The 23,198-nt window shown below is 70.9% G+C and carries 20 protein-coding genes, 1 tRNA gene and 6 pseudogenes; 10 read left to right on the plus strand and 17 right to left on the minus strand.

Features of this window, described 5'->3' with window-relative positions:
* Positions 1–4 precede the first annotated feature (4 nt).
* Genes SY89_RS06495 through SY89_RS06530 form a run of 8 tightly spaced genes read right to left on the minus strand, consistent with a single transcriptional unit; the run spans position 5 to position 9,342 of the window.
* Complete coding sequence (locus tag SY89_RS06495; protein ID WP_144427148.1) at positions 5–3,073, minus strand: DUF7286 family protein; 3,069 nt, start codon at positions 3,071–3,073, stop codon at positions 5–7.
* On the minus strand, positions 3,070–3,921 hold the full coding sequence (locus SY89_RS06500; RefSeq protein WP_144427149.1) for a DUF7284 family protein: 852 nt from the start codon (positions 3,919–3,921) through the stop codon (positions 3,070–3,072). The genes SY89_RS06495 and SY89_RS06500 overlap by 4 nt, the downstream gene beginning before the upstream one ends.
* Positions 3,918–4,283: a DUF7285 family protein gene (locus SY89_RS06505; protein WP_054583602.1), complete on the minus strand. Its 366-nt coding sequence runs from the start codon at positions 4,281–4,283 to the stop codon at positions 3,918–3,920. The genes SY89_RS06500 and SY89_RS06505 overlap by 4 nt, the downstream gene beginning before the upstream one ends.
* A gap of 10 nt (positions 4,284–4,293) precedes the next feature.
* Positions 4,294–4,758: a DUF7283 family protein gene (locus SY89_RS06510; RefSeq protein ID WP_054583603.1), complete on the minus strand. Its 465-nt coding sequence runs from the start codon at positions 4,756–4,758 to the stop codon at positions 4,294–4,296.
* Positions 4,759–4,797: 39 nt separating this feature from the next.
* Positions 4,798–6,540 (minus strand): type II secretion system protein, encoded by a 1,743-nt coding sequence (locus tag SY89_RS06515; RefSeq protein ID WP_144427150.1) that lies wholly within the window; start codon positions 6,538–6,540, stop codon positions 4,798–4,800.
* Entirely contained in the window at positions 6,534–8,474 is a 1,941-nt protein-coding gene (locus tag SY89_RS06520; protein ID WP_144427151.1) for an ATPase, T2SS/T4P/T4SS family, read from the minus strand. The genes SY89_RS06515 and SY89_RS06520 overlap by 7 nt, the downstream gene beginning before the upstream one ends.
* Before the next feature lie 41 nt (positions 8,475–8,515).
* Positions 8,516–8,920 carry a DUF7311 family protein gene (locus tag SY89_RS06525; protein ID WP_054583605.1) on the minus strand — a complete coding sequence of 135 codons (405 nt, stop codon included), beginning with the start codon at positions 8,918–8,920 and terminating at the stop codon, positions 8,516–8,518.
* Positions 8,921–8,931: 11 nt separating this feature from the next.
* Positions 8,932–9,342 (minus strand): DUF7310 family coiled-coil domain-containing protein, encoded by a 411-nt coding sequence (locus tag SY89_RS06530; RefSeq protein ID WP_054583606.1) that lies wholly within the window; start codon positions 9,340–9,342, stop codon positions 8,932–8,934.
* A gap of 93 nt (positions 9,343–9,435) precedes the next feature.
* Between SY89_RS06530 and SY89_RS06535 the strand changes: the two genes are divergently transcribed.
* The 4 genes and pseudogenes from SY89_RS06535 to SY89_RS06545 all read left to right on the plus strand — a co-directional run bounded on the left by SY89_RS06535 (position 9,436) and on the right by SY89_RS06545 (position 12,651).
* A complete protein-coding gene (locus SY89_RS06535) occupies positions 9,436–10,569 on the plus strand; it encodes a tubulin/FtsZ family protein (RefSeq protein WP_054583607.1) in 1,134 nt (377 codons plus the stop codon).
* A 37-nt stretch (positions 10,570–10,606) separates the two neighbouring features.
* Positions 10,607–11,083 (plus strand): annotated as a pseudogene (locus SY89_RS17605) (CinA family protein); the annotation flags it as partial.
* Between the two features lie 76 nt (positions 11,084–11,159).
* Positions 11,160–12,095, plus strand: a complete 936-nt coding sequence (locus SY89_RS17610; protein WP_054583608.1) for an HNH endonuclease — start codon at positions 11,160–11,162, stop codon at positions 12,093–12,095.
* A 61-nt stretch (positions 12,096–12,156) separates the two neighbouring features.
* Entirely contained in the window at positions 12,157–12,651 is a 495-nt protein-coding gene (locus tag SY89_RS06545) for a metal-dependent hydrolase (protein WP_054583609.1), read from the plus strand.
* Here the strand turns inward: SY89_RS06545 and SY89_RS06550 are convergent.
* Entirely contained in the window at positions 12,648–13,382 is a 735-nt protein-coding gene (locus SY89_RS06550; RefSeq protein ID WP_054584679.1) for a PHP-associated domain-containing protein, read from the minus strand. The genes SY89_RS06545 and SY89_RS06550 overlap by 4 nt on opposite strands.
* Positions 13,383–13,504: 122 nt before the next feature.
* Here SY89_RS06550 and SY89_RS06555 point away from each other — a divergent pair, with 122 nt between their 5' ends.
* On the plus strand, positions 13,505–13,804 hold the full coding sequence (locus SY89_RS06555; protein WP_054583610.1) for a DUF7565 family protein: 300 nt from the start codon (positions 13,505–13,507) through the stop codon (positions 13,802–13,804).
* 97 nt (positions 13,805–13,901) lie between these two features.
* On the opposite strand, the pseudogene SY89_RS06560 reads toward SY89_RS06555, so the two are convergent.
* The 5 genes and pseudogenes from SY89_RS06560 to SY89_RS06580 form a co-directional block, all read right to left on the minus strand.
* A pseudogene (locus SY89_RS06560) lies at positions 13,902–14,086 on the minus strand (DUF7333 family protein).
* 120 nt (positions 14,087–14,206) lie between these two features.
* Positions 14,207–14,644: a transcription elongation factor Spt5 gene (locus SY89_RS06565; protein WP_049980982.1), complete on the minus strand. Its 438-nt coding sequence runs from the start codon at positions 14,642–14,644 to the stop codon at positions 14,207–14,209.
* Positions 14,645–14,817, minus strand: a pseudogene (locus SY89_RS06570) (protein translocase SEC61 complex subunit gamma).
* Positions 14,818–14,917: 100 nt separating this feature from the next.
* Positions 14,918–16,065, minus strand: a pseudogene (gene ftsZ, locus SY89_RS06575) (cell division protein FtsZ).
* A gap of 73 nt (positions 16,066–16,138) precedes the next feature.
* Positions 16,139–17,476 carry a D-aminoacyl-tRNA deacylase gene (locus SY89_RS06580; protein WP_054583611.1) on the minus strand — a complete coding sequence of 446 codons (1,338 nt, stop codon included), beginning with the start codon at positions 17,474–17,476 and terminating at the stop codon, positions 16,139–16,141.
* A gap of 89 nt (positions 17,477–17,565) precedes the next feature.
* Between SY89_RS06580 and SY89_RS06585 the strand changes: the two genes are divergently transcribed.
* The 5 genes and pseudogenes from SY89_RS06585 to SY89_RS06605 all read left to right on the plus strand — a co-directional run bounded on the left by SY89_RS06585 (position 17,566) and on the right by SY89_RS06605 (position 22,251).
* Positions 17,566–18,375, plus strand: coding sequence for a shikimate dehydrogenase (locus tag SY89_RS06585; protein WP_054583612.1), 810 nt, complete (start codon positions 17,566–17,568; stop codon positions 18,373–18,375).
* Positions 18,376–18,849: 474 nt separating this feature from the next.
* Entirely contained in the window at positions 18,850–19,083 is a 234-nt protein-coding gene (locus SY89_RS18165) for a helix-hairpin-helix domain-containing protein (protein WP_054583613.1), read from the plus strand.
* A gap of 46 nt (positions 19,084–19,129) precedes the next feature.
* Entirely contained in the window at positions 19,130–20,779 is a 1,650-nt protein-coding gene (gene pabB, locus SY89_RS06595) for an aminodeoxychorismate synthase, component I (protein ID WP_054583614.1), read from the plus strand.
* A pseudogene (locus tag SY89_RS06600) lies at positions 20,776–21,377 on the plus strand (anthranilate synthase component II). Before pabB ends, SY89_RS06600 begins: the two are co-directional and overlap by 4 nt.
* Positions 21,374–22,251, plus strand: a pseudogene (locus SY89_RS06605) (aminotransferase class IV). The pseudogenes SY89_RS06600 and SY89_RS06605 overlap by 4 nt, the downstream one beginning before the upstream one ends.
* On the opposite strand, the gene SY89_RS17145 reads toward SY89_RS06605, so the two are convergent.
* The 3 genes from SY89_RS17145 to SY89_RS06615 all read right to left on the minus strand — a co-directional run bounded on the left by SY89_RS17145 (position 22,248) and on the right by SY89_RS06615 (position 23,148).
* The gene (locus SY89_RS17145) at positions 22,248–22,397 is read right to left on the minus strand and encodes a hypothetical protein (protein WP_189319121.1); all 150 of its coding nucleotides are present in this window, start codon (positions 22,395–22,397) and stop codon (positions 22,248–22,250) included. The pseudogene SY89_RS06605 and the gene SY89_RS17145 overlap by 4 nt on opposite strands.
* A 41-nt stretch (positions 22,398–22,438) precedes the next feature.
* On the minus strand, positions 22,439–22,867 hold the full coding sequence (locus SY89_RS06610) for a Rieske (2Fe-2S) protein (protein ID WP_054583615.1): 429 nt from the start codon (positions 22,865–22,867) through the stop codon (positions 22,439–22,441).
* A 206-nt stretch (positions 22,868–23,073) separates the two neighbouring features.
* Positions 23,074–23,148 (minus strand) — tRNA-Met (locus SY89_RS06615).
* Between the last annotated feature and the right edge of the window lie 50 nt (positions 23,149–23,198).

Genomic DNA, 23,198 nt, shown 5'->3' on the forward strand with positions numbered 1-23,198 from the left:
GTTGTTACTCCGGTTCGCCGGCAGTACAGGACTCGTCGTCGACGCCAGGGCAGGGCCAGCCGGGCGACTGCTCGTCGCGGTTGCCGTCCACGTCGCCGACACCGGGCATCCCCGGCGGAACGACCGCGGCGATCGTCGTCGACGCCTCGAAGTCGACGCGCTCACTCCGCCCGAGCAGTTCACGCTCCCCGTCCCCGTCGACGTCGAGTCGGGCCGCTGAGCCATCGCGGACGTACCGAACCGTACCGCCGGTCCCGTCGGGGGCGGGCGCCCGTGCCCGGACGGTGAAGCGCTGGTACTCGCCGCGGACGGTGACGCTCCACCCGTTTACCGTCGCGATCCAGGCGTACGGCGGCGGCGCGACCGGAACTCCCGCGGGCAGTCGCGAGGCGCCAGTCAGTCGGCGGGTTGCCCTGGCGCTGGCGTTCTCCAGGGCGCCGCTGACCTGCTTCCGTGCCGTCTCGCGGGCGGCTTGCTGGACCACGGAGGCGGTCGCATTGGTCGTCGCCGCAGGCACGCTCGTCGACTTGGCGCCGCTCAGTTCGCGGAGCCGGACGCGGACGCGGATGGCCGCCTCATCGGCTGTCGCCGCGTCGACGTCCCGTGCCGTGAGCGCGCCCTCGAACACGGCCGCGTAGCTCCCGTTGGCCATCGCCTGCGCCCGGTAGCCGAGCGTCGGCCAGCGACCGCGGGCGTCGACGACCGCTGCACGACACGTCGACCGCCGGATCCCGGTTCCGTTCGTCGCGGCGTCGCAGACGGCGTCCTCGGCGTGCTCGACGGACCTGCCGACCGCTGCCGCCAGTTCGTCGCGGTTCGCCGCCAGTGCGGTCGACGCTGTGCCCGGATCGTCACTGCTAGCCTCGGCCGTCCGGTTTGCCGCGATCAACGTTCCCGCAGCCGTCTCGAGAGTCACGGTCCGGCTGCCGCCGCCAAGCAAGGTATCCACGATCCCGTCGGCTGCGTCGCCGTACGGCACTGCCACCCAGTTCGTTGTCCGCGCAGTTAGCGGGTGGGCGGACGCACCGGGGGGCACGCTCGGCTCCTGTTCGTGGTCGATCGATGCGAGGGTGAGGTAGGCCGGGCCGCCGTCGGGCGTGAGCACGAGTTCGTCCTCGGCTGCCCCGAGCTGTTCGTAGCTATCGGCGCCGCTGAACCGCTGCTCGTCCGACCGGCCGAGCTCGATCAGCGAAGCGAGCTCGGCAGTGGTCCGATCACCGAGTTCGTCCCGGTAGTCGACGTTCCGATCACGAGCGTCGGCCGCACGCGCGTCCAGTTCTGTGAGCACGCGCTCGAGATACGCAACGCGGGCGGCGACCCGCGCGCGGTCGGCGGCGCCGTCGTAGCTCGCCGGCACGTCCAGCAGCTCCCGCCGGCGGTCCCGGAGTTTCTCGGCCAGTCTCGCGGGGACGTTCGCGTCGCCGCTCGCGATCGCCGAGCGCGGCACGGAAACAGTGACGTTCGACACCTCACGGCGGAGCCCCCGGAGGTCGGCAGCGACCCACGCACCGAGTACGTTCGGCCGTGCGGCGGTGATCGTCCGCTCGTGGACGACAGTGCGCCCACCATCGCCGGCCACGGCACGCGCCGCGACGGCGTCGACGCCGCCGTTGGCGTCGAGCAGCGCGTCGGCCGCTCGGTCGCGTGCGCCGGCGAGGTTCGGCCCCTCGAGCGCGCCGCCGCGTTCGAACAGCGGCTCGGTCGGCCTGTCGGGTGCGGCGTCGACCGGCGCGTACCCCGCAGTCACGCGTACGGCGACCCGGGCGGTCTCGGTCCGTTCGGTGGTTGTCGTCCGCGTTGTTCCGTTACGTTCCCAGTGACGCTCGACGGTGTGATGGATCGTCACTTTCCGGATCGTATCGACGACGGTGTCTGCCGCGTCGGCTTTCGACTCCTCGAGGGTCGTGACGACCGTTCGCTCGCTGCGTTCCTCGTCGACGAGGGTCCAGTTGTCGGCGCTGGGGGTAACATCTCTCGCGCTCGTCTGCCTGAGCACCGTGACGTGGAGTTCGCTCTCGACGCGGTAGCTTCCGGCCGTCGACGACCCCGAGACGGCAGCGAGATACGCCCGATCGGCGGCTGCCGCGGGATCGGCGTCGATCGGCTCCGTCGTCGGCTGCTGGGGTTCGAACTCCCCGACGGCTGGGTCGGTCGTCGCCCCATCGACGGCGTTGGGGTTTAGGAGTGCGTTCGTCGCGGTCGCGGCGTCGCCGTGGCGGTCGCCGAGAACGTCCAACACGCCCACCTCGACTGTCGCTACGTCGACTGCGCGGGCGCCAGCAGGGTCGTGACGACCGAACGCTGCTCGCTGTTGGGCCAGCAAGGCGGCGTTGGTCGAGAGTTCGACGTGGCGGTTGGCGAGCACGTTCCGGATCGGCGCGCCGGCGTAGCGACCGTTGGCTCGAGCCATCGCGACCGCCGTCAGGCGTGTCGTCAGCCCGCGTGCCAGCCCCTCACCGACCAGCGCGCCGCGGTTCAGGCGACGCTCGTACTCGCGGGTCCGCTGGTGAAGCGCGAGCACCGGCGTCTCGACGGTGAGCGTGATGTCGTGGCGTCGCTGGGCGACCGACCGGTCTGCCTCGGAGGCCCGAACCGTGACGTTCCGAACGGTCACGCGCATCGCCGCGCCGTCGTCGACGGGGACGAGTTCGATAGCCGACTTCGCGCGTCGGAGCGAGGCGGTCGAGCCGTCCACGGCGGGGAGGCTGACACGCGCCTCGACAGCGCCGTGCTGGCGGCTGACGCCGGAGAGCGATTCGCGCGCGGCGAGCGCGATGCGGAGCTTGAGGGCGTCCAGGTACGGTTGGGAGTCGTTGATCGCTCGCCCGGCCGGCGTATCCGCCGGCTGGGTCACTGGCTCGCGAGCCGCGTCCCGAGCCGCACCCCGAACCGCCTCGCTGAGCGCCGGGCGCGCGTCCCGGAGCGCGTCGTCCATCGCTGCCGTCGCGGGGCGCTCGATCGAGGGCTGCGCTCTGTCGGCGATCCCCGTCGCGTACACGGAGGCGCCGAGGAGCAGCAGCACGCCCACGAGTGCGAACGGGACCCGCCCCCGGTCGTCGGCTGCCAGGCTCACGGCGACCACGTCCGGACGGAGATCTCGACGCTGTCCAGCGCGAGCCGTTCGACGGCCTCGGCCGGGCTCTCGCTTGCTCGCTCGAGGTCCGCGGCGACGTGATCGGCCATCGCCGCCGCTATCTGGCGGTTCGCGTCGCGGGTGTCGCCGCGTTCGATCGCCGCCGCCGTGTCGACGCCGTATCGAGCGCTCGCCCGGCGGTAGCGGTGACGAACGAGGTCGTCCAGCGGCGCGTCGTCGCCGAGCGCCAGTCGGGCCTTCTCGGGCGGGAGGATGCCGGCGACGAGCGACTCCGACACGACACGAGCGAGAGCTCGGTGCCCCTCGTCCTCGGCCGTCACGTGGGCAGTGTTGGGCGCATCGACGCCGCTCGGGACGCGGATCGTCTCGGCGTGTACGTCCGCCGACTGCGGCGGGTCGTCGCCGACGGCGAACGTCCGGCCGAGATGGGCGTCGGGGAACGGCTTCCAGCGGACGACCACCCGCGTTCGCGGCGGGAGTCGGTCGGCGACCACCTCGCGAACTGCCGTCGCGAACCTCGCGTTGGTCCGCGTCAGCGCCTCGCCATCGACGCGGACAGTTCTGACGGCGGCGTCGGCCAGCAGCGAGGCCAACGTCCCGTGGGCGACGCGGTCGAACTCGGGGTTGGTGTCGGGATCAGTTGCTGCGTTCGGCGACGGCTCGAGCGTGTACGGAACTTCCGCGGTTGTCGCGGCCAGCGTCCCCGCGACAGCGTCGGCCCGATCGGTGTGAGTGACGGCCGGCGACGCGGGCACGCTGGTTACGGTGACGGCGGCGGCGCTGATCAACAGCAAGCAGAGACAGGCGTCGAGAGCGGCCGCCGTCACCGGTGAACCACCACCCGGAGCCAGCCTGCACGCACCTGTCCCGGCGCGGTCCGAACTGGCACGCGGCGCCCCGCCGTCTGGAACGCCGCATCCGGCGCTGGGGTGTCACCAGCCGCCCAGTGCGCCGTTCCGGCCCGGAGTTCGACGCGGACCGACCAGCCGTCCGGCCCGGCCGCTCGGGCCTCGTCGAGCCCGGCGGGCGTCGCGACGCCCGCCGGCGCCACGATGTCGTGCACCCGTGCGAGCGTCGGATCGGCGACCTCCCGGTCAGCCGTCGGGGCAACGCCGGCGAACACGGTCGCGTACAGCGAGAGGCCGAGGCCGATCGCCGCGACGGCGGCGAGCGCCGCCGTGGGCGACACCTGGCCGCGCTCAGGCGCCGACGAGCGTGACACGGTACCCATCCCAGCTCACCCCTGTGACGGTGATCTCCTCGGACGCTGTCCATCCCGGCCCTCGAGCCCGTGCCGCGTCGACCGCCCTGCGGAACGCGGCGCGGTCGGTGAACACGCGTTGCGGCGCGTTCCCGTCGAGGACGCGCCGTAGCGGTCCGTCAGCGACGGGCACGATCGCCCCGAACGCGAACGTCGCCCGCGCGGTGCCGGCGTCGTTGCGCATCGCGATACTGTGCGGGCGCAGGCGAACGGCGTCGGCAGCGTGGTCGTGGCTCGCGCTCGCGGGCGCGGCCCCGGCTGCCACCCGGTCGACAGTGTCTGCGACCCCGGCGGCGTCCGGTGCGGGGCGAGCAGGGAGCGTTCCGGCGACGGCGAGAAACGCCACGGCGGCCACCACGAGCCCGGCGTGCAGTGCCGGCGACTCCATCGGAGGTCCGAGCATGGCACGGAGTGGTCCCGGTTTCGTACTTGAACTCTCGGCTCAGAGCACTGCCGCCGCGGCGACAACCGCCGCGACGTACGCCGCCGTCGCCGTGGGGAGTGCGAGGCCGATCCGATAGCCGAGCAACGACCGGTCGACCCCCCGCTCCAGCGCGGTCGCCAGTCCAGTCAAGATCGCGGCGAGCAGGAGCACGTAGAGCCCGACGACTGGTCCTAGCGTATCGGGGCCGAGCGTGCTCGCCGTTGGCGCCCCGCCACCGGTCAACCTCCCGCCAGCGTCGGCCGGGATCCGGCCGACCATCGCGACGGAGACGCCGCCGACGAGCGGGCCGAACAACGCGGCCGTGTTCGATAGCGTACCGGTGATCGCGGCCAGCTCGCGCCGTGTCTCGCGTTCGATTCGCGCGAGTTCGCGGAGGTGGTCCCCGGCGGCAACGAGCGCGTCGCCTGCCGGCGGTCCCTCCGTCGCGGCGAGCGCGAGCAACCGACCGGCGTCGTGGGCCCGCGGGCTGGGCAGATGTCTGAGTGCGCCGAACCGGCCGAAGAACGACTCTTCGACCGACAGCCCGAGCATCGACCTGCGACCCGAAACTCGGTCGAGCAGCGCCCCGGTTTCGCCACCCAGCGCCGTGGCGGCCGCCTCTACCGCCCGTTCGACCGCGACACCGTCGTCGACGCGCCGGCCGACGAGGGCGAGCGCGTCAGGGAGGCCTGACTCAACCTCCTGAATCTCCCGGTGGAACGCCCGCACGGGGGTGAACAGCCACAGGAGTGCGACGCCGGTTCCGATACCGGCGGCGACGATCGGCGCCGCCCAGGGAAGGAAGAGCGTGCAGCCGGCGCCCGCGACGCCGCCGGCGGACACCCCGAGCAGGGCTGCACTCCGGCGCCGATCCGGGACCTCGGGGTTGGTGGCGTCGATCCGCGGCGGGGGGAACGAGACGGGTCGCTCGGCCAGCAGCCACACGCCCGCCCCCAGCAAACCGATCGGGAGCAGGAGGTTGTAGAGCACCGCCAGCGTGGCGATGCCGACGTTGACGCCCGCGAGCCGCGCGGCGGGGAGCACGCCCACCAAGGCGAGCGGAAGCAGCACGCCGAACGCGTACAGTCCCGTTACCGGTGCCCGAATCTCCCCGGCGAACGCCGCCGCCCGCTCTTCGACGCCCGAGCGGGCGGCCGCCAGCGCGCGCTCGACTCCCGTGTCGCGCTCGTCAGCCGGCGCCTCGGCGGCGTCGACGACGAGCGCGGCGGCCTGCTCGATCCACGGGGCGTGTTCGCCCCACTCGGCGGCGAAGGACGCCAGCCCCGAATCGCCAGTGCCACGCGCGTCCCGCGCGTGCGCTGCCAGCGACGCCGCGAGCGCCCCGTCGCCAGATCGGGCAGCGAACGTGACGGCTCGCTCCAGGCTCGGCTCCACCCGGAGCCGGAGCGTCAGGCGACCGAACAGCGCCGGGGCGTCGCCGAGGGCACGCGTCCGCGAGAGCGCGACGAGGGTGCCGGGGACGGCGCGAACGACGACCGCCGGAACGACCCCGAGCGCGACCGCCAGCGGGAGCAACGCGGGCACTCCCGCGATGAAGCCCGCGAACGCGACCGCTGTTGTGAGCGCCGCGCCGATCGCCTCGGCGGCCGCCACGAACTCGGGCGCGGCTGGCAGCCCGAGACGCTGGCAGGCGTCGGCCAACTCCGCCGGAACTGCTGGCTCATGCGGCCACCATCGCGCGACTGCGGCGACGAGCCGGTCGAGCTGCTCCGACCGACAGTCCGGCGATCGGGTTACCACGACTCCCCAGCCGGAGCTGTTCCACCGGCCGTCGATTCCGCCCGGATCGCCGCCGGTTGGGTGACCCCGTCACGCGCGAGCGAACGCAGGTGCTCGGCCCGGTCGGCGAGCGTCTCGAGCGCCTCGCCGTACGCCTCCTCCGGCGACGTGAGCGCTGCGAGGAGGCTACTCTCACCGCGGTCGAGCCGCCCTGTCGGCTCGAGATCGCCGCTGGCGCCGAGTTCGAACAGCGGGTGGAGGTCGGTGCCGCCGGAGACTGACTCGACCTCCTCGATCCCGACCGCGCGCCGGCCGCGTTCCGTATCGGCCACTGTGAGCACGAACCCCGTCGCGGCGAACGCCGACTCGCTCACGCCGAGATCCTCGGTCATCCGGGTCCGAACTGCGTCGGCGCCGTCGCCGTGGACCGTCCCGAGAACGGTACCCGAGGCGGCGCCGACGCGCATCGCCTCGTACAACGTGGTCGCCTCCTCGCCCCGGACCTCGCCGACGATCAGCGCGCCCTCTCCCAGTCGGAGCGCGGTCCGAAGCGCGGACGCGGGGCTTGTCTCCACGGAGTCGTCGTCGCCGCGGGCGACCCGGAGTGACTGCACGTCCCGGCCGGCGGCCCGTAGCGCGGCGGCGGGGAGCTCCGGCGTGTCCTCGATCAGCACTGTGCGCGTTCGCTGCGGGAGCGCCCACAGCAACGCCCCCAGCGTCGTCGTCTTCCCGGCGCCGCGAGCGCCAGCGACGAGCCCCGTCGAGCCGCGCTCGACGGCCAACGAGAGCAGCGCCGCCGCCCGCGGTGAGAGCGATCCGGCGGCGACGAGCCTGGGGAGCGTCCACGGCTCCGAGTCGTGGCGGCGGACCGCAAACGCCGGTCCGGGTGAGAGCGGCCGCGTGACGCCGGCGACCCGGACCTGCTCGCGATCCCCTGGCGGCCCGACCGACAGCGTCGCGTCCACCTGCGGCGTCGCCCGCGAGAACGCCCGGCCGCTCGCCCGGCGGACCCTGGATGCGAGTGCAGCGACGCCCTCGGGGGTGAGCCGGACGTTCGTCGGCATCGCCTCGCCGTCGACGACGACCCGGACCGGCGTTTCGGCGGCCGGCGCGGTGACGTAGGCGTCCGAGACGCGCTCGTCGGCGAACAGGTCGGCGAGCACGCCGTTCCCGCGGGTGTGTTTTCTGAGTGTCGCCGACAGCGCCGTGACGGGCGCGTCGGCCTCGTCGTCGACGACCCGTCGCACGGCCCGAGCGGGGGCGACGTCACCCGTTTCGCCGGACTCGGCGAGCCAGGTCGCCGCCTCGTCGAGCAGTTCGTACGCTCGGCTGTCGAACGACGCCGACGCGGGGGTGAGGTGGTAGAGTGCCGGCGGTCCACTGCCGTCGTCGAGGGCGTACTGCCGGACTGTTCCGCCGGTCGGGAGCGTAGTCGTCCCCAGCAGTCTGGCGGCTGTCGGTGGCCGGCGGTCGATCTTGGCTCGCGCGATGGTCGGGCCATCGTGGGAGCGGAGCGCGGCATCGAGTTCGTTCACACCCTCCGCCCCCGCCGCGAGCCCGGTTTCGGCGGCGAGTCGCCCGACAGGGTCGCTTCGCCCGGTCGCCTCACGGGCTGCCGCGAGTGGATCGGTCAGTGCGGCGGCGGCGAGTTCGGCGTCGTGATGGTGGACGAGCCCCGCGAACCGGCCGGCTGCGTGGAGGAGGCCGACCGCGTCGTCGGTGTACCAGCGCTCGTACCCCGCCGATCGTACCCGGACAGCGTCGGCATCTCGATCGGTCAGCGCGTCGACGACCGTCGACCGGCAGGCCGGCTCGTCGGCGAGGTCGCCGTCGCCCGCACAGTCGTCGGCGTCGATCCGCAGTTCGATGCGGTCCTCGATCCCCGTCCCGCCGACATCGACGAACGACGGCTGGCAGTCACAGGCTCCTTCGTCGCCGCCCGGAAGCAGTGCCATAGCGCGGGTGGTCGCGCTTTCGTACTTGAACGCTGGGGTGATCATCCCCGGACCGTCACGACTCGACCGTCGTCGCCCTCGGCGAGCCCCAGCACGAGGCGGTGGTCGCCGGGGGTTCCGAACCGGACGGCGCCGTCTGGCGTCACGAGCGGGAGTTCGATCCGGCGCGTCCGAACGGTACCGCTTCCGAGGACGTACCGGACGACACAGTCCGGACGACAGCGGAGGGTGACGGAATCGACGCCTGCGGCGACGAGCGACCCTGCCGGCACCGAGATGGTGAGGACTCTCCGCCCGCCCGGGTCGTCGTCGGCCAACAGTGACGCGCCGGCGCGTTCGATCCGATCGACATCGCGGTCGAGCGCCGACGCGGTACGGTCGGCGGCGGCGGACTCGACGGCCGGCAGGGCGGCCGATAGCAGCGCGGCCGCGAGCGCGATGGCCACCACCGCCCGGATCACGGGAGGTCCCGTAGCCGGTCGCGGAGCGGCCGTTCGTCGGCGTCGTCGACGGATTCAGGTTCGGTGCTCGGTGGTTCACCGTCGATCTCGTCCCCATCGCCGGCACCACCGGCATCGTCGAGGCGGCGTTCCAGTCGATCGACCGCGGCGACGGCGGCGTCGGCGCGCCGTTCCACGCTCTCGTTCACCGCGGAGACGCCACCGAGGAACCCCCGGATCGCCTGCACCGCGGCGTCGAGCTCGTCGACGCGGGCTTCGAGTGTCGAGAGTCTGCGTTCGAGTTCGTCGTCATCGTCCCGGGGCAAGTCGCCGAGGCATCGGTCGGCGCCATCTGCCGTCGGCTCCCCGCCGATAGCGCGCTCGACCGCCGCGAGCCGTCGCTCCAGTGTGTCGTCGCTGTCGGACATGGGGCGGCTGGTCGCCCGATCGGGCATAAGCGTCCGGGTGGGGGTTCTCCCCCGCCGGGAGAACTTAAGTTGGATCCCGCTGAACGACTGTCCATGAAGAGCGTCCTCGTCGGCGTCGGGCAAGCTGGTGGGAAAGTGGCGACTGCACTGGCGGAGTACGACGACGAGATGGGGTTTCACGCGATCCGGGACGCGGTCGCGGTCAACTCCGCGAAGGCCGATCTCCAGGGGCTCCCGCTGGACACGGTGCTCGTCGGGCAGGACGTGGTGAAGGGTCACGGCGTCGGCGGCGACAACGAACTCGGGGCGGAAGTGATGCAGCGTGACGCCGACGAGGTGATGACCGGCCTGAGCGGCCGGATCGACTCCGCGACGGAGGCGATCTTCGTCGTCGCCGGCCTCGGCGGCGGCACCGGCTCCGGCGGCGCACCCGTGCTCGCGAAGGAGCTCAAACGGGTGTACGACGTGCCGGTGTATGCTGTCGGCATCCTCCCGGGACGGGACGAAGGGTCGCTGTATCAGGCCAACGCGGGCCGGTCGCTGAAGACGCTCGCCCGCGAGGCCGACTCGACGATCCTGATCGATAACGACGCCTGGCGCGAGAGCGGCGACAGCGTCGCCGAGGGGATGGCGGCGATCAACGAGCGCATCGCCCGGCGGGTCGGCCTGCTGCTCGCGGCTGGTGAACCCATCGAGGACCGGTCGCTCGGGTTGGGCGGTGAAAGTGTCGACCGCGACGTGGCCCAGAGCGTCGTCGACACCAGCGAGGTGATCAACACGCTCCGAACCGGCGGGCTCGCCGCGGTTGGCTACGCCGAGTCGCCGGCCAGCGAGGACGCCGACGACAACGTCAACGTCGTCACCAGCACCACCAGGCAGGCGCTGCTGACGGGGACCAGCCTGCCCGACGCGTCGACGGCCGACGCCGCGCTGCTGGTCGCCGCCGGGCGACCGGAGAGCCTCTCACGGAAAGGGGTCGAGCGGGCGCGCTCGTGGGTCGAGGAGGAGACTGGAAGCATGGCGGTCCGCGGCGGTGATTTCCCCCTCGCCACCGACGATATCGCCGCACTCGTGCTGCTTGGCGGCGTCGAACGCTCGCCCCGCGTCCAGGAGTTCATGAACCGCGCCGCCGAGGCACAGGCCCAGACCGACGGGCGAAACGAGGGCGAGCAGAAGCGTGACGCGGCCGACGCGTTCCAGAACGACGAGCTCGACGACCTGCTCTGAGCACCGGCTATTTCTCCCCGGCGCTCCTTTCGCCGGTATGGATGACCAGGCCGACGACTCGCCGATCGAGGAGCGCATCGGCGACGCCCTCCGCGAGCGGGACGCGACGGTCGCCGTCGCCGAATCCTGTACCGGCGGGCTGATCGGATCGCTGCTGACCGACGTGCCGGGCTCGTCGGACTACTTCGACCGCTCGCTGGTCACCTACTCCTACGACGCCAAACTCGAGGAGCTGGCGGTCTCCCGGGAGAGCCTCGACGGCCACGGCGCGGTTTCGGCGCCCGTCGCCGAGCAGATGGCTGCCGGCGTCAGGGACCGCGCCGGGACGACGTTCGGGCTCTCGACGACGGGGATCGCCGGCCCCGAGGGCGGCACCGAGGAGAAACCCGTCGGCACCGTGTTCGTCGGGCGCGCCTACGCGGCTGAGTGGGGGAGCGGCGGGTCGTACACGGAGGTGTCCCGGCACGTGTTCGACGGGAGCCGGACGGAGGTCAAGGCACAGATCGCGCGGGGGCGCTGGAACTGCTGCTCGACGACGTTCGCGCGGACCTGTCGGAACGCTGATTACGTCGTCGCCTCTCTGCCGGGGCATGGTGCGACTCTGGGTGCTCAACACGCTCCCGGCCCACTGGAAGCGCTGTCGCGACGGGCCGACCGACGCCGACGCCCACCCCGAGCGACAGCTCGGCCACCCCTGGCACGGGATTCCCTCGGGTGGGCGCGCGCCCGACCCCCGCCAGCTCACGCCCGGCGAGGACCTGTTCGTCGTCAGGCAGACCGGCGGCGTCGGCGTCTCGGGCATCTGGACGTTCGAGAACGCCCGGCGAGTCGACGATCAGGCGATCGTCCCGGACGTGTGGCGCGACCACGACGGTGAGACGCGAGACTACGACTGGCTGCTCTACTGTCGCGGGAGCCCGGAACGCGAGGTCGAGCCGCCGATGCGCGAGGATTTCGGCGGCTCGTTCCCGTTTCACCACTCTAAACTGACGGGGACGGGGATCGCGATGGAGGGCGCGGACCGCGCGGCGTACGTCGAGGCCCTGATCGACCACGGGATCTCCGCAACGGCGGAACGTCGACTCCGGGACGCGCTGGAAGCGCCAGCGACCGGCGGAACGGCGGCCGCCGACAGCGACCCGCCGGCACGGACCGAGTACACGACGACGCGGACGATCCGCGACACGAAGCTTTCCACGATGGCCAAGGAGCTGTACGACCACCGGTGTCAGCTCTGTGGGGACCGGCGCGACCGCCGCGACGGCAGCGCGTACGCGGAGGCCCACCACGTCAAACCGCTGGGAACACCCCACCGCGGCCCGGACACAGCGTCGAACCTACTGGTGCTCTGTCCGAACCACCACGCCGACTTCGACTACGGGCGCGTCCGGGTCGACCCCGACTCGCTCGTCGTCACGCACGCCTTCGACGACGCCGTCGACGGGACGTTTCTCACCGTCCACGCCGACCACGATCTCGATCCGGCGTCCCTCGAGTACCACAACGACCGGATCGCGTCGTTCTAACCGGCTGACACGCGCTCCCCCGACCGAAACGTTTTGCGGGGAGCCGGTCGCTGGCAGGGGTATGGACAAGAAAGGCCACGTGCTCAACGCCGTCCTGCTGGCGATCGGCGTCGGGTACGTCCTCGAACCGTCCGGGGACGTGCCCACGTTCGTCGCCATCGCGGAGGTGTCGCTGCCGCTGGTGCTGGGCGCGCTGTTCCCCGACGTGGACACCGCCTTCGGGAAGCACCGGAAGACGCTGCACAACCTCCCGGTGCTCGGCATCGCGCTCGCGTACCCCTTCTTCTTCGGGAACCTGAGTTTCGTCTGGGCGGGGATCCTGAGCCACTACGTGCTGGACATGCTGGGGAGCAAGCGCGGCATCGCGCTGTTCTACCCGTTCTGGAGCGAGGAGTTCGGCTCGCCGACGGGCGTGACGACCACGAGCAAGTTCGCCGACGTGGTCACCATCGTCGTCACGCTGATCGAGGTCGCCGTGTTCGCCGCCTTCGTCTACCTGCTGCCGCAGTACCTCCCGCCGGGACTGGAGCTCAGCGGCGTGACGACGATGATCTAGTACACCGCCACGTCGTCGAACCGGCCGTCGTAGGCGATGTGGTCGGGATGGGTGGGCTCGGTGCCCGAGAGGAACAGCCGATCGACCTTCCCCCACGAGTTCTCGTAGCCCAGGTGGGCGAACTCCGCGGCGTTCCAGAAGCGGTGGCGCGGGCCGGCGCGGTGGACTACCTGTCGGTCGGCGCCCGAGACGAGCGCCTCGACGAGATCGGCCTCGCTCTCGATATCGGCGTCGAACTCGGTCCAGGCTTCCCCGATGCTCCCGCGGAGATGCGCGTAGGAGGAGCCGAACGACGGCAGCCCGGCCTCCTCGATGATGCGTTTGGCCCGGCTGTTGACGTGTGGCGGCGATTTGACGTTGTAGCTCTCGACGGCGTCGATGTGGTCGGCGTACGCCCGGATCTCGGGGCGGCCGAGGCTGACGTTCAGCAGCGTCGGGTGGGGGACACAGAGCGCGGCCTCCTGCTCGGCCAGCGTGGAGAGCGCCCCCTCGAAGGAGATGAAGTCCGGAACCGGCTCGGAGAGCCCGACTGCGAGCAGGTGCCGGCGATTCTGCCAGTTGCCAGTGAAGATCTCTCTGGCTGGAACCACCAGCAGTTCGTCGTCGCTGTGGCGCTCGGCCTGCTCCCTGATCGCCGGCAGTCGCGTGAAGTGTGGGGCGTACACCAGCACGTCGATGCCACGGGCTTTCGCCCGCTCGACGACTCGCCCGTCGAGCATCTTGACGTGCATGTCGACTCGCGTCGGCGCCGTAGTCACGTACGACTGCAGTCGGTCGGCCCCCAAATAGCCTCCGTGTTCCGGACCGGGCGTCGGGGAGAACCCTTTTGCCGTCGCCCGACGAGCAAGCGGGTATGAACCGCTGGACCTGCGGGATCGCCGGCTGTGGCCGGGAGTTCGACGGCCCCGAGGAAGTGATCGTCCACCAGACGACCGAACATCAGCGCCACGAGTGTGCGGTCTGTGGGACGATCGTTCCCGAGGGGTACTTCGCGATCCGCCACGCCTTCGACGAACACACGCGCTCGGAGTACGTCCGCGCCTACGACGCCGACAGCAGCGACGTGCGGGCCCGCGAGGCGGTCAAAGAGGAGATCGAGGAGAACGCCGACCTCCAGCGCGTCGTCAAGCGGCTGAACGCGCGCTCGGAGTAGCGACCGCGTGCCCACGGTGTGTCTATCGCCCGTGAACCGTTCGGCTCTCGAGGGGGAGAGTGATCGAAAAGCGGGACTCGGTGAGTCAGTCCGCCCGCTACGGGCTGGCGCGGAACTCGCCGTGTTTCATCCCGAAGAAGAACGCGACGATCGAGAAGACGATCATCGAGGGAGCACCATCATGAACACCGTCGAGGGCGTCATCATGGCCGTGAGTGCGATCGTCGCGACGGCCACGATGGCGACGAGTGGGGCAACCGAGCGTGTGAAGTCGTACTCCATACCCGCTATTGGGGCCGGATAGACAAAGTCGTTGAGAAACCAGCACTCGACCGAACGACACCGATAGCGCACTGGGGCCCGCCCCGATCCGTACCCGTGCTGTCGTTCCTCGAGCGGGGCCTATCGCTCTTCGCTGTCGAGCACGCGGATCTGGTCGCCACGAACCGTGACCGGGATCGGCACCGTCGCCTCGTACAGTTCGACGGTCACCTGGTCCTTGCCCTCGTCAATGCGCTGGACCTGGGCCTTCTCGCCTTTAAACGGGCCGGCGATGAGCTCGACGATGTCGCCCTCGGCGATCCCCTCCACGTCGGGGGTCGGCGAGAGGAAGTGCTCGACCTCGGTCATCGACGACGTGCCCGGGACGATCCCGTTAGCGTGGGGGATCTCGTCGAGCACGCGCTCGATGATCGAGTCGTCTTCGGCCTCGACCATCACGTAGGAGGTCAGCGAGTCCGGCGCCAACACGGCGTGGATCTCGGGCATCTCTTTCGAGGCGATCATGTCGGCGACCGTCTCCTCCTGGCTCGCGGTGGTCTTGACGGCGTAGATCGGCATCTACGCACCACCCGGAATGAAGCTCATGACCGCGAACATCAGGAAGCCGAGCAGCCCGATGAGGAAGATACCGGCGCCGGCGACCTTGGCGACCATCGAGAACTCCTCCCACTCGGGGTGCTCGCGAGTTTGAGCACGCGGATGTACTCCGAGAGGTCGTATTTGACGTCCATCTTGGCGGGAACTTCTCCCTGGCGCCTTTTCTATCTATTGAATACGCTTTCAGTGACCGATCGCCGAAAACCAGCAGCAGCTCCGCCCGCGCCGATCAGTTCACGTCCTGTAGCTGCTCCTTTGGGGGCCGCGCTGGGCGGCCTCGCCGCCGCCGTAGATCTGGGGGGACTCCACTCCGGTCACGACGATCATCGTGCGCATCCGCCCCTCGATCTCCTCGTCGACGGACGTGCCCCAGATGATGCGGGCGTCGGGGTCGATCCGGTCGTAGATCTCCTCGACGACGCCCTCGGCCTCGCCGATAGACATGTCCGAGCCCCGGTGACGTTGACCAGCGCGGAGTTGGCGCCGGAGATGTCCACGTCCAACAGCGGCGACCGGAGCGCTGACTGCACGGAGTCCTCGGCCTTGTCGTCGGTGTCGGACTCGCCGAGGCCGATCATCGCGACGCCGCCTTTCTCCATCACCGTCCGCACGTCGGCGAAGTCGAGGTTCACCAGCCCGGGCTTGGTGATGAGTTCGGTGATCCCCTTCACCGAGCGCATCAGCACCTCGTCGGACACTTTGAACGCCTGCTTGACGGGCAGTTTGCCGACCGCGTCGAGGAGCCGGTCGTTCGGGACGACGATCACGGTGTCGGACACGTCACGCAGCCGTTCGAGGCCGGCCTCGGCGTTCGTCCGCCGGACCTCGCCTTCCGCGGTGAACGGGGTGGTCACGATCGAGATGGTCAGCGCGCCGGCGGCCTGTGCGGCCTTGGCGACGACGGGCGCCGAGCCGGTGCCGGTGCCGCCGCCGAGGCCGGCGGTAACGAACACCATGTCCGAGCCGTCGATCGACTCCTTGATCTCCTCCTGGGACTCGATCGCGGCCTCCTCGCCGACCTGGGGTAGCGAGCCGGCGCCGCGGCCCTGGGTCTTCTCCTTGCCCATCAGGATCTTCGTGTCGGCCTCGATGGAGACGAGGTGCTGGACGTCGGTGTTCGCCGCGACCAGCTTCGCGCCGTGGATCCCCTCCTCGTGCATTCGGTTGACCGTGTTGCCACCGGCGCCGCCGCAGCCGACGACGGTGATGTTGGTCTTGAGGTCCTGCAGGACGTCCTGCAGCTGCTCGTCGGTCATCTTCCCCGACGTCGGCGTCTCGTCGGTGCCCGGATCCGACGGGGTCTCCTCCTCGGCCGGCGCGTCGGGCTCCTCGCCGCCCTCGCCCTCGGCCTCGTCGATAGCTTCCTCTACGATAGAGTCCATTTGACCCTGGCTATACAGTGGAGCCTATTCATCTTTCTCCCTTTCCGTCCCCCAGCGCGGCGTCGAGGGCGGCTCAGACGGGAAATCGCTCCTCACGCTCGCTCAGCACCGCCGACGGCGGGATCTCCTCGTCGCCGACCTCGACGGCTTCGCCGCCCGAGAGCTGCCCCATCTTCGGCCCCTCGGGCACGCCCAGCTTCTGGGCTTTCTCCGGGTCGAACGCCTGCTCCCGGGCGATTACGGCGTCGTCGGCGATGCGCACCTCGTCGTACGCAGCCCGCAGGATCGCGGCGAGTTCGTCGACGAGTTCCTCGTAGCGCTCCCCGTCCGGCACGGCGGCCTCGCCTCGCGCGCGGGTCCCGTTCTCGATCGTGTCGAACGCGACCGTCGCCCCCGCCACCGCCGCCCGGGTTCCCTCGCCGTCGACGTTCTGGGCAGCCGCGAGCAAGTCGTCGGGGAGGCTCACCAGCTCCCACGCCTCGGGGTCCTCGGGAACGTGGGCGCCGAACCGCAGCCCCTCGTCGACGGTCGCGACGCCGGACTCCAGTGCGTCGACCAGCGCCAGCGGGCGGTCGCCCACGGTCCGGACCCACGTCTCGCTCACGACGCGGTAGCCCAGCTCTTCGATGGTGCGTGCGAGTTCGGGGTGGTCGCCGTCGAGCAGTGCGTGGGTCGCGCCGCTGCGTTCGAAGGCGGTCTCGAGCACTGCGCGCGCCTCGTTGCTTCGCGGGTGGCCGAGCTCCGACAGCTGCCAGTCGCTGGCGATGTGGCCGACTGCCCACGGCGTCTCCTGCAGCACGCGGAAGAACCGTGGGGCGTAGTGGCCGCCGCCGACCCCGACGAGCTGTCGGTCGCGGTGGGCGTCGACGCCACGCAGCGAGAGCACCGCCTGGGCGACCGCGCGGGCGCCCTCGGGGTCCTCCCACTGTTCCTCGCCGCTGCCCAGTTCCGCGAACATCGACGGCGTGTCCAGCGCGGTTGGCCCGTGGTGGGTCCCCTCGATGGCCACGTCGTACCCGTCGGGTGCGTGCGCCCCGAGGGCGCTCACGTACGCCGAGAGCGCGCTGGGTGCGGCCTCGGCGAGATCGCCGTCCTCGCCGCCGTACTCCGCCTCGCCGAAGTTCCCCGTGAAGTGGCCGGTCAACAGCGCGCCGGTCTCGCCGGCGTGGCGCGAGACGAACACCAGCAGGCGCGGCTCCTCACTGAACACCGGCACCGGGTCGTCGAGGTGGATGTGCAGTTCGTCGAACGACCGGAGTTCGAACGGGCCGTCGCGGTAGTACGTGCCGCCGCCGGCCGCGTCCGGTCGGCCCTCGTCCTCGTGTTCGGTCCAGTCCCCTTGGGCGAGCAGCTGCTCGCCGATGTGCTCAGACGCGCGGTCGGCCCGCGAGACGACGATCCCGATACTCATTGCTCCGGAGTCGGCCCCCGTCAGCCAAGTAGGCGTCGGCTCCGGCCGCGCCCGCGACCTTTTTCCGGCCCGCTCACCCCACGGGAGCCATGGACGTGTACGGGCTGATCGGCCGACCGGTCGAACACTCGCTCTCGCCGCCGATGCACGAAGCCGCCTACGAGGCGCGCTCGCTTGACGCGCGGTACGTCACGCTGGAACCGGACCCGGATCGGATCGAAGAGGCGATCGACGGCGCCGACGCGCTGGGCGTCGCGGGCCTCAACGTCACGGTGCCGTTCAAACAGGACGTGCTCCCGTCGGTAGACCCCACGCCCACCGCGGCGGCGGTTGGTGCGGTCAACACGATCAGCTTCGACGGCGGGACGCCCGAAGGTCACAACACCGACACCGAGGGCGTGACCCGGGCGTTGGAGCACCACGACGTGGCGATCGAGGGGCAGTCGGCCGTGGTCGTCGGCGCGGGCGGCGCCGGGCGGGCCGCGACGTACGCGCTCGCGGACGCCGGTGCGGAGACGTTCGTCGCCAACCGCACCGTCGAGCGGGCGGCGGAGCTCGCCGAGGAGTTCGCCGATCTCGGCGTCGAGTCCGGCGGGCTGGACGCCCTGGCGGACTGGCTCCCCCAAGCGGACCTGCTCGTCAACGCCACCAGCGTCGGGATGGACGACCCGGACAGCTCGCCGGTGCCCGCCGAACTGCTCCACGGCGATCTCGCGGTGCTCGATGCCGTCTACTCCCCGCTCCGGACCAAGCTGTTGCGTGACGCGGCCGACGTGGGGGCGACGACGGTCGACGGGGCGTGGATGCTGCTGTACCAGGGGGTCGCCGCCTTCGAGCGCTGGACCGGCGTCGACGCCCCGGTGGCGGCGATGGACCGGGCGCTTCGGGACCGGCTCTGACGCTGGACCGGGGGTTTTCGGGCGCGAAACGGCCGAGGGCGACGCTGGCTTTTTACCATCGGGGGTCATCTTCCGCGACAGTATGGTACTGGGGAAGCTCAAACGGCTCCTCGGACTCGACTCCGGCAAGGACGACGCCGGCCGGTCCGAGCGCGACGTGACGGTGCAGGACCGTGAGGACGCCGACGCCGAGAACGAGGCGGCGGTCAAGGGCACCGACGAGGGGGCGTACAGACCGAGGCGGGCGATTCGGCCACCGAGGCGGGCGATTCGGCCACCGAGGCGGACGAGGCCGACGAGTCGGGTGATTCGACTACCGAGGCGGACGAAGCTGACGAACCGATCGCCGCCGACACCGACGCGGACGCGTCGACCGAGTCGCTCGTCGACGAGGAGCTCGCCCAGGAGGAGCCGTCGGGTCGCGCGGAACCGGCCGAAGCCGCCGGCCCTGACGCCGAAGACGAGACGACCGACGTGGAAGAAACCGGCCCCGAGGTCGAGGAGGAGGCGGCCGAGGCGACCGAACACTCGCCGCCGGTCGACGAGATCAAGGGGATCGGTCCGGCCTACTCCGAGCGCTTGGCCGAGATCGGCATCGAGACGGTCGCGGATCTCCGCGGCGGCGACGCTGCGGAGATCGCCGAGCGAACGACGGCGCCGGAGGGGACGGTACAGAAGTGGATCGACCGCGCGGACGACTGGGACTGACGACGGACCCGCCCGTTTTTAGCGGCTTCCCGCCGACGGTGGAGTCATGACCGAGACCACGGTGGTCACGACGCGCGAGCAGTTCCACGCCGTGGCTGCCGACGCGCCGGCGGGCGCCCGCGTCCCCGTCGAAGTTCGGACCGTCGTCGCCGACCCGTTCGACGCCTACCGCCGGGCCAGCGGCGAGTCCAGCGGCGCCTTCCTCGAAACCACTGGCGGACAGGCCGGCTGGGGGTACTTCGGCGTCGATCCCGTCGACGAGCTCACCGTCTCCGGCGACGCCGTGCTGGCCAGACACTGCCAGCGAGCGGACACCGACCGTCGGTTCGGCTCGAAGCGCTCGGAGACGTTGGCGGCGCTCGACGGCCTGCTCGACGGCGAACAGTTGGCTCGCGGGGACTGCGACGTGCCCTACCCCTGCGGCGCGATCGGCTGGCTCTCCTACGACATCGCCCGCGAACTGGAGTCGTTCCCGGAACCTACGGACGAGCCCGACCGCGGGCTCCCGACGATGCAAGTCGCCGTCTACGACTGTCTCGCCGCCTGGGAAGCGCCCCGCGACGGCGACACGACGCTTCGCATCACCGCCTGTCCCGAACTGCCCGCGGACGCCACCGAAGCCGGGATCGACGCCTGCTACGACCGTGCACTTGCTGATGCCCGCGACCTGGCTCGACAGGTCCACGTCGGGGGTCCCGAGGCCGGCCCCGCGCCCGCGACGGCCGACGAGGCGGCGTTCGAGAGCACCTGCGGGCGCGAGCAGTTCCGCGAACGCGTGCGCCGCGTGAAGGCGTACGTCCGCGATGGCGACACGTTTCAGGCGAACGTCTCCCAGCGGCTCGCCGCGCCGGCAGCGGTCCACCCCGTCGAGGCCTACGCGGCGCTCCGGGACGTGAACCCGGCGCCGTACTCCGGCCTGCTGGAGTTCGACGGCATCGACCTCGTGAGTGCGAGCCCGGAGCTCCTGTTGGATCGAGACGGGGATCGCCTGCTTACGGAACCGATCGCGGGGACGCGCCCGCGGGGCGACACGGCCGAGGAAGACGCCGCCCTGGCCGACGACCTCGGGAGCGACGAGAAGGAGCGAGCCGAGCACGCGATGCTGGTCGATCTGGAGCGAAACGACCTCGGCAAGATCAGCGAGTACGGCAGCGTCGAGGTGACCGAGTACCGCCGCATCGACCGCTACGCGGAGGTGATGCATCTCGTGTCGCTGATCGAGGGGCGCCTCCGCGACGAGGCGACGCTCGCCGACGCCATCGCGGCGACGTTCCCCGGCGGCACCATCACCGGCGCCCCCAAACCCCGGACGATGGAGATCATCGACGAGCTCGAATCCCGGCGTCGGGGGCCGTACACGGGAAGTATGGGCATCTTCGGCTTCGACGGCCGTGCGACGCTCAACATCGTCATCCGAACGCTGGTCCGGCACGCCGACGAGTACCACCTCAGCGTCGGCGCCGGGATCGTCCACGACTCCGAACCGGACGCGGAGTACGAGGAGACGCTCGACAAGGCTCGGGCGCTGATCCGGGCGGTCGACGACGCACTGGAGCAGGGGGCGCTCGAAGTCGCCGAGGGAGCGGGTGCTGGCGCCGACGCTGGCACGGACACCGGTGCTGACGCTGAGACGGACACCAGTGCTGACGCTGAAAGCGATGCCGTCGCCGACGACGAGGTGGGGGCCGAGCGATGAGCGGGCCCGAGATCCTCGTGATCGACAACTACGACTCCTTCGTCTACAACCTCGTGCAGTACGTCGGTGAGGCGGTCCAGCCGGTCGACGGCGAGGTGACCGTCCGCCGCAACGACGCCGTCGACGCGGCCGACGTTCGCGACCTCGACCCGGACGGCATCGTCGTCTCGCCGGGCCCGGGGACGCCGCAGGAGGCGGGCGTCTCGATGGCGGTGTTCGCGGCGCTCGACTACCCGACGCTTGGCGTCTGTCTCGGCCACCAGGCGCTCTGTGCGGCCAACGGCGCGCCGGTCGGCCACGCAGACGCCGTCGTCCACGGCAAGCCGTCGCGGATCTCCCACGACGGCGGGGGGTGTTCACCGACCTGCCGGAGGAGATCCGTGTCGGCCGCTATCACTCGCTGGCGGTCGAGCGCTCGGCGATCCCGGACTGTCTGGTCGAGACGGCGACGACCGACGACGAGAACGTCGTGATGGCCGTTCGCCACCGGGACCAGCCCCACGTCGGCGTGCAGTTCCATCCGGAGAGCATCCTGACCGAGCACGGGAAGACGATGATCAAGAACTTTCTCGCGATGAGCCGAGCGTGGGACCGATGAACGACCGATCCGATCGCGTCTTCCACGTCGACGGCGACCTGGTCCCGGCCGGCGAGGCGACTGTGTCGGTCGAGGACCGCGGGTTCCAGTACGGCGACGCGGCCTTCGAGACGCTGCGGGCTTACGGCGGCGACGTGTTCGGCTGGGACGCCCACGCCGACCGACTCGCCGAGACCTGTGAACTGCTCGCGATCGATCACGGGCTGACGCGCGGTGATCTCCACGAGCGGATCCTGGCGACGCTCGAGGCGAACGGGCACGAGGACGCCTACGTCCGCCTCTCGATCTCGCGGGGGTCCAGCCGGGGACGCTCGACCCCGACCCCGAGGTCGATCCGACCGTGGTCGTCGTCGTCAAACCGCTCCCGCGTGGCGGGCTCACGGGTGAGTCAGTCTGGGACGAGCCGGCGACGCTGGAGACGGTCTCCACCCGGCGGATCCCCGACACCGCCGTGCCCGCCCGGGCGAAGACGCACAACTACCTGAACGGGATTCTCGCCCGCATCGAACTCCGGGGCACCGACGCCGACGAGGCGCTCATGCTCGATTCGGCGGGCCACGTCGCCGAGGGCGCGACCAGCAACGTGTTCGCGGTCGACGCCGACGGCCTGCTCACCCCGGCGCTCACGGGGCCGGTGCTCCCGGGAATCACCCGGGCTACCGTGCTCGACATCGCCGCGGAGGAGAACATCCCCGTCCGCGAGGGGACGTTCGGGCCCGAGACGCTGCGATCCGCGGAAGAACTGTTCTGTACGAACTCGACGTGGGAGATCCGCCCCGTCGAGTCCATCGACGGCGCGACCGTCGGCGGCGGGCCGGTGACCCAGCTGCTCGCACAGCGCTACCGGGAGCGCGTGGAGACGGCGTTCTACTAAGCCGCCGCCAGCAGGATCGTTGCCACCGCGTACACCAGGATCAGCAACACTGCGGCGATAATGAACTTGAGCAGCAGGCCGTCCTCCTCGGGGCTCTCGCCCTCGGGCAGGCCGTCGTCGTACAGGTCGCCGTCCTCCTCGCTCATCGTCGAAGCGAGGAGCCCTGAGGGTATCAATCCGTCCTTCCTCAGAAGCCGATCCGCGACTCGATCGACCGGGCGATGTCCGCGTCATCGTCGCTCTCGCTCGCGCCCAGGCGGACGAACTCGTAGCCGTCGGCGTCGAGGAACACGCCGCCGTCGGCCGTCTCGACGGGGAGTTCGTCGAGCACGGCGCCCTCGCAGGGGCCGAACGTACACTCCCCGCTGTCGCGTTCGAAGGTGGCGCCGTGGCGCTTACAGACGAGTTCGCCGTCCCGAACCACGGCGCCGTCGCCGGTGTCGAGGTTCACGTCGCGCCAGTGCTGGCAGTAGTTGAACCACGCCGTGACGCCGTCGCCGGCCCGGACGAGCACGACCTCGCGCTCCTCGCCGTTGTCGCGGTCCGCGACGGTGATGAGGAGGCTGCTGTCGTCCGGTACGGCGTCGATGTCGGCGATGCGTTCCCCGGTGGGCATTGGGGCCCGGTAGTCGAGCGGTTCTGAAGGGCGTTTGGGTCTGGCGTCGACGGCGCTTTCGGCAGTCGACGATCACGCCGTGGGAAGTAGATCTGGACCGCGAGGAGTCCGCTCCGCTCGGTCTTCGAGTACCAACCGACTCCGTCGCTATATCCCTGCCGACCGGACTCACCGCTCGCGGTTCGTCGGTGGTCGGCAGGAGAATATAGCGGGAGGTAGATTTGAACTACCGATCTCCGGGTTATGAGCCCGGCGGAATCTCCTGGCTATCCCATCCCGCTACCTGTACCAAATCGGGTACGACGGTTAAGCGTTCTGTTTCGGTCGCCCT

The sequence above is a fragment of the Halolamina pelagica genome, assembly GCF_001307315.1.
GTDB lineage: Archaea > Halobacteriota > Halobacteria > Halobacteriales > Haloferacaceae > Halolamina > Halolamina pelagica_B.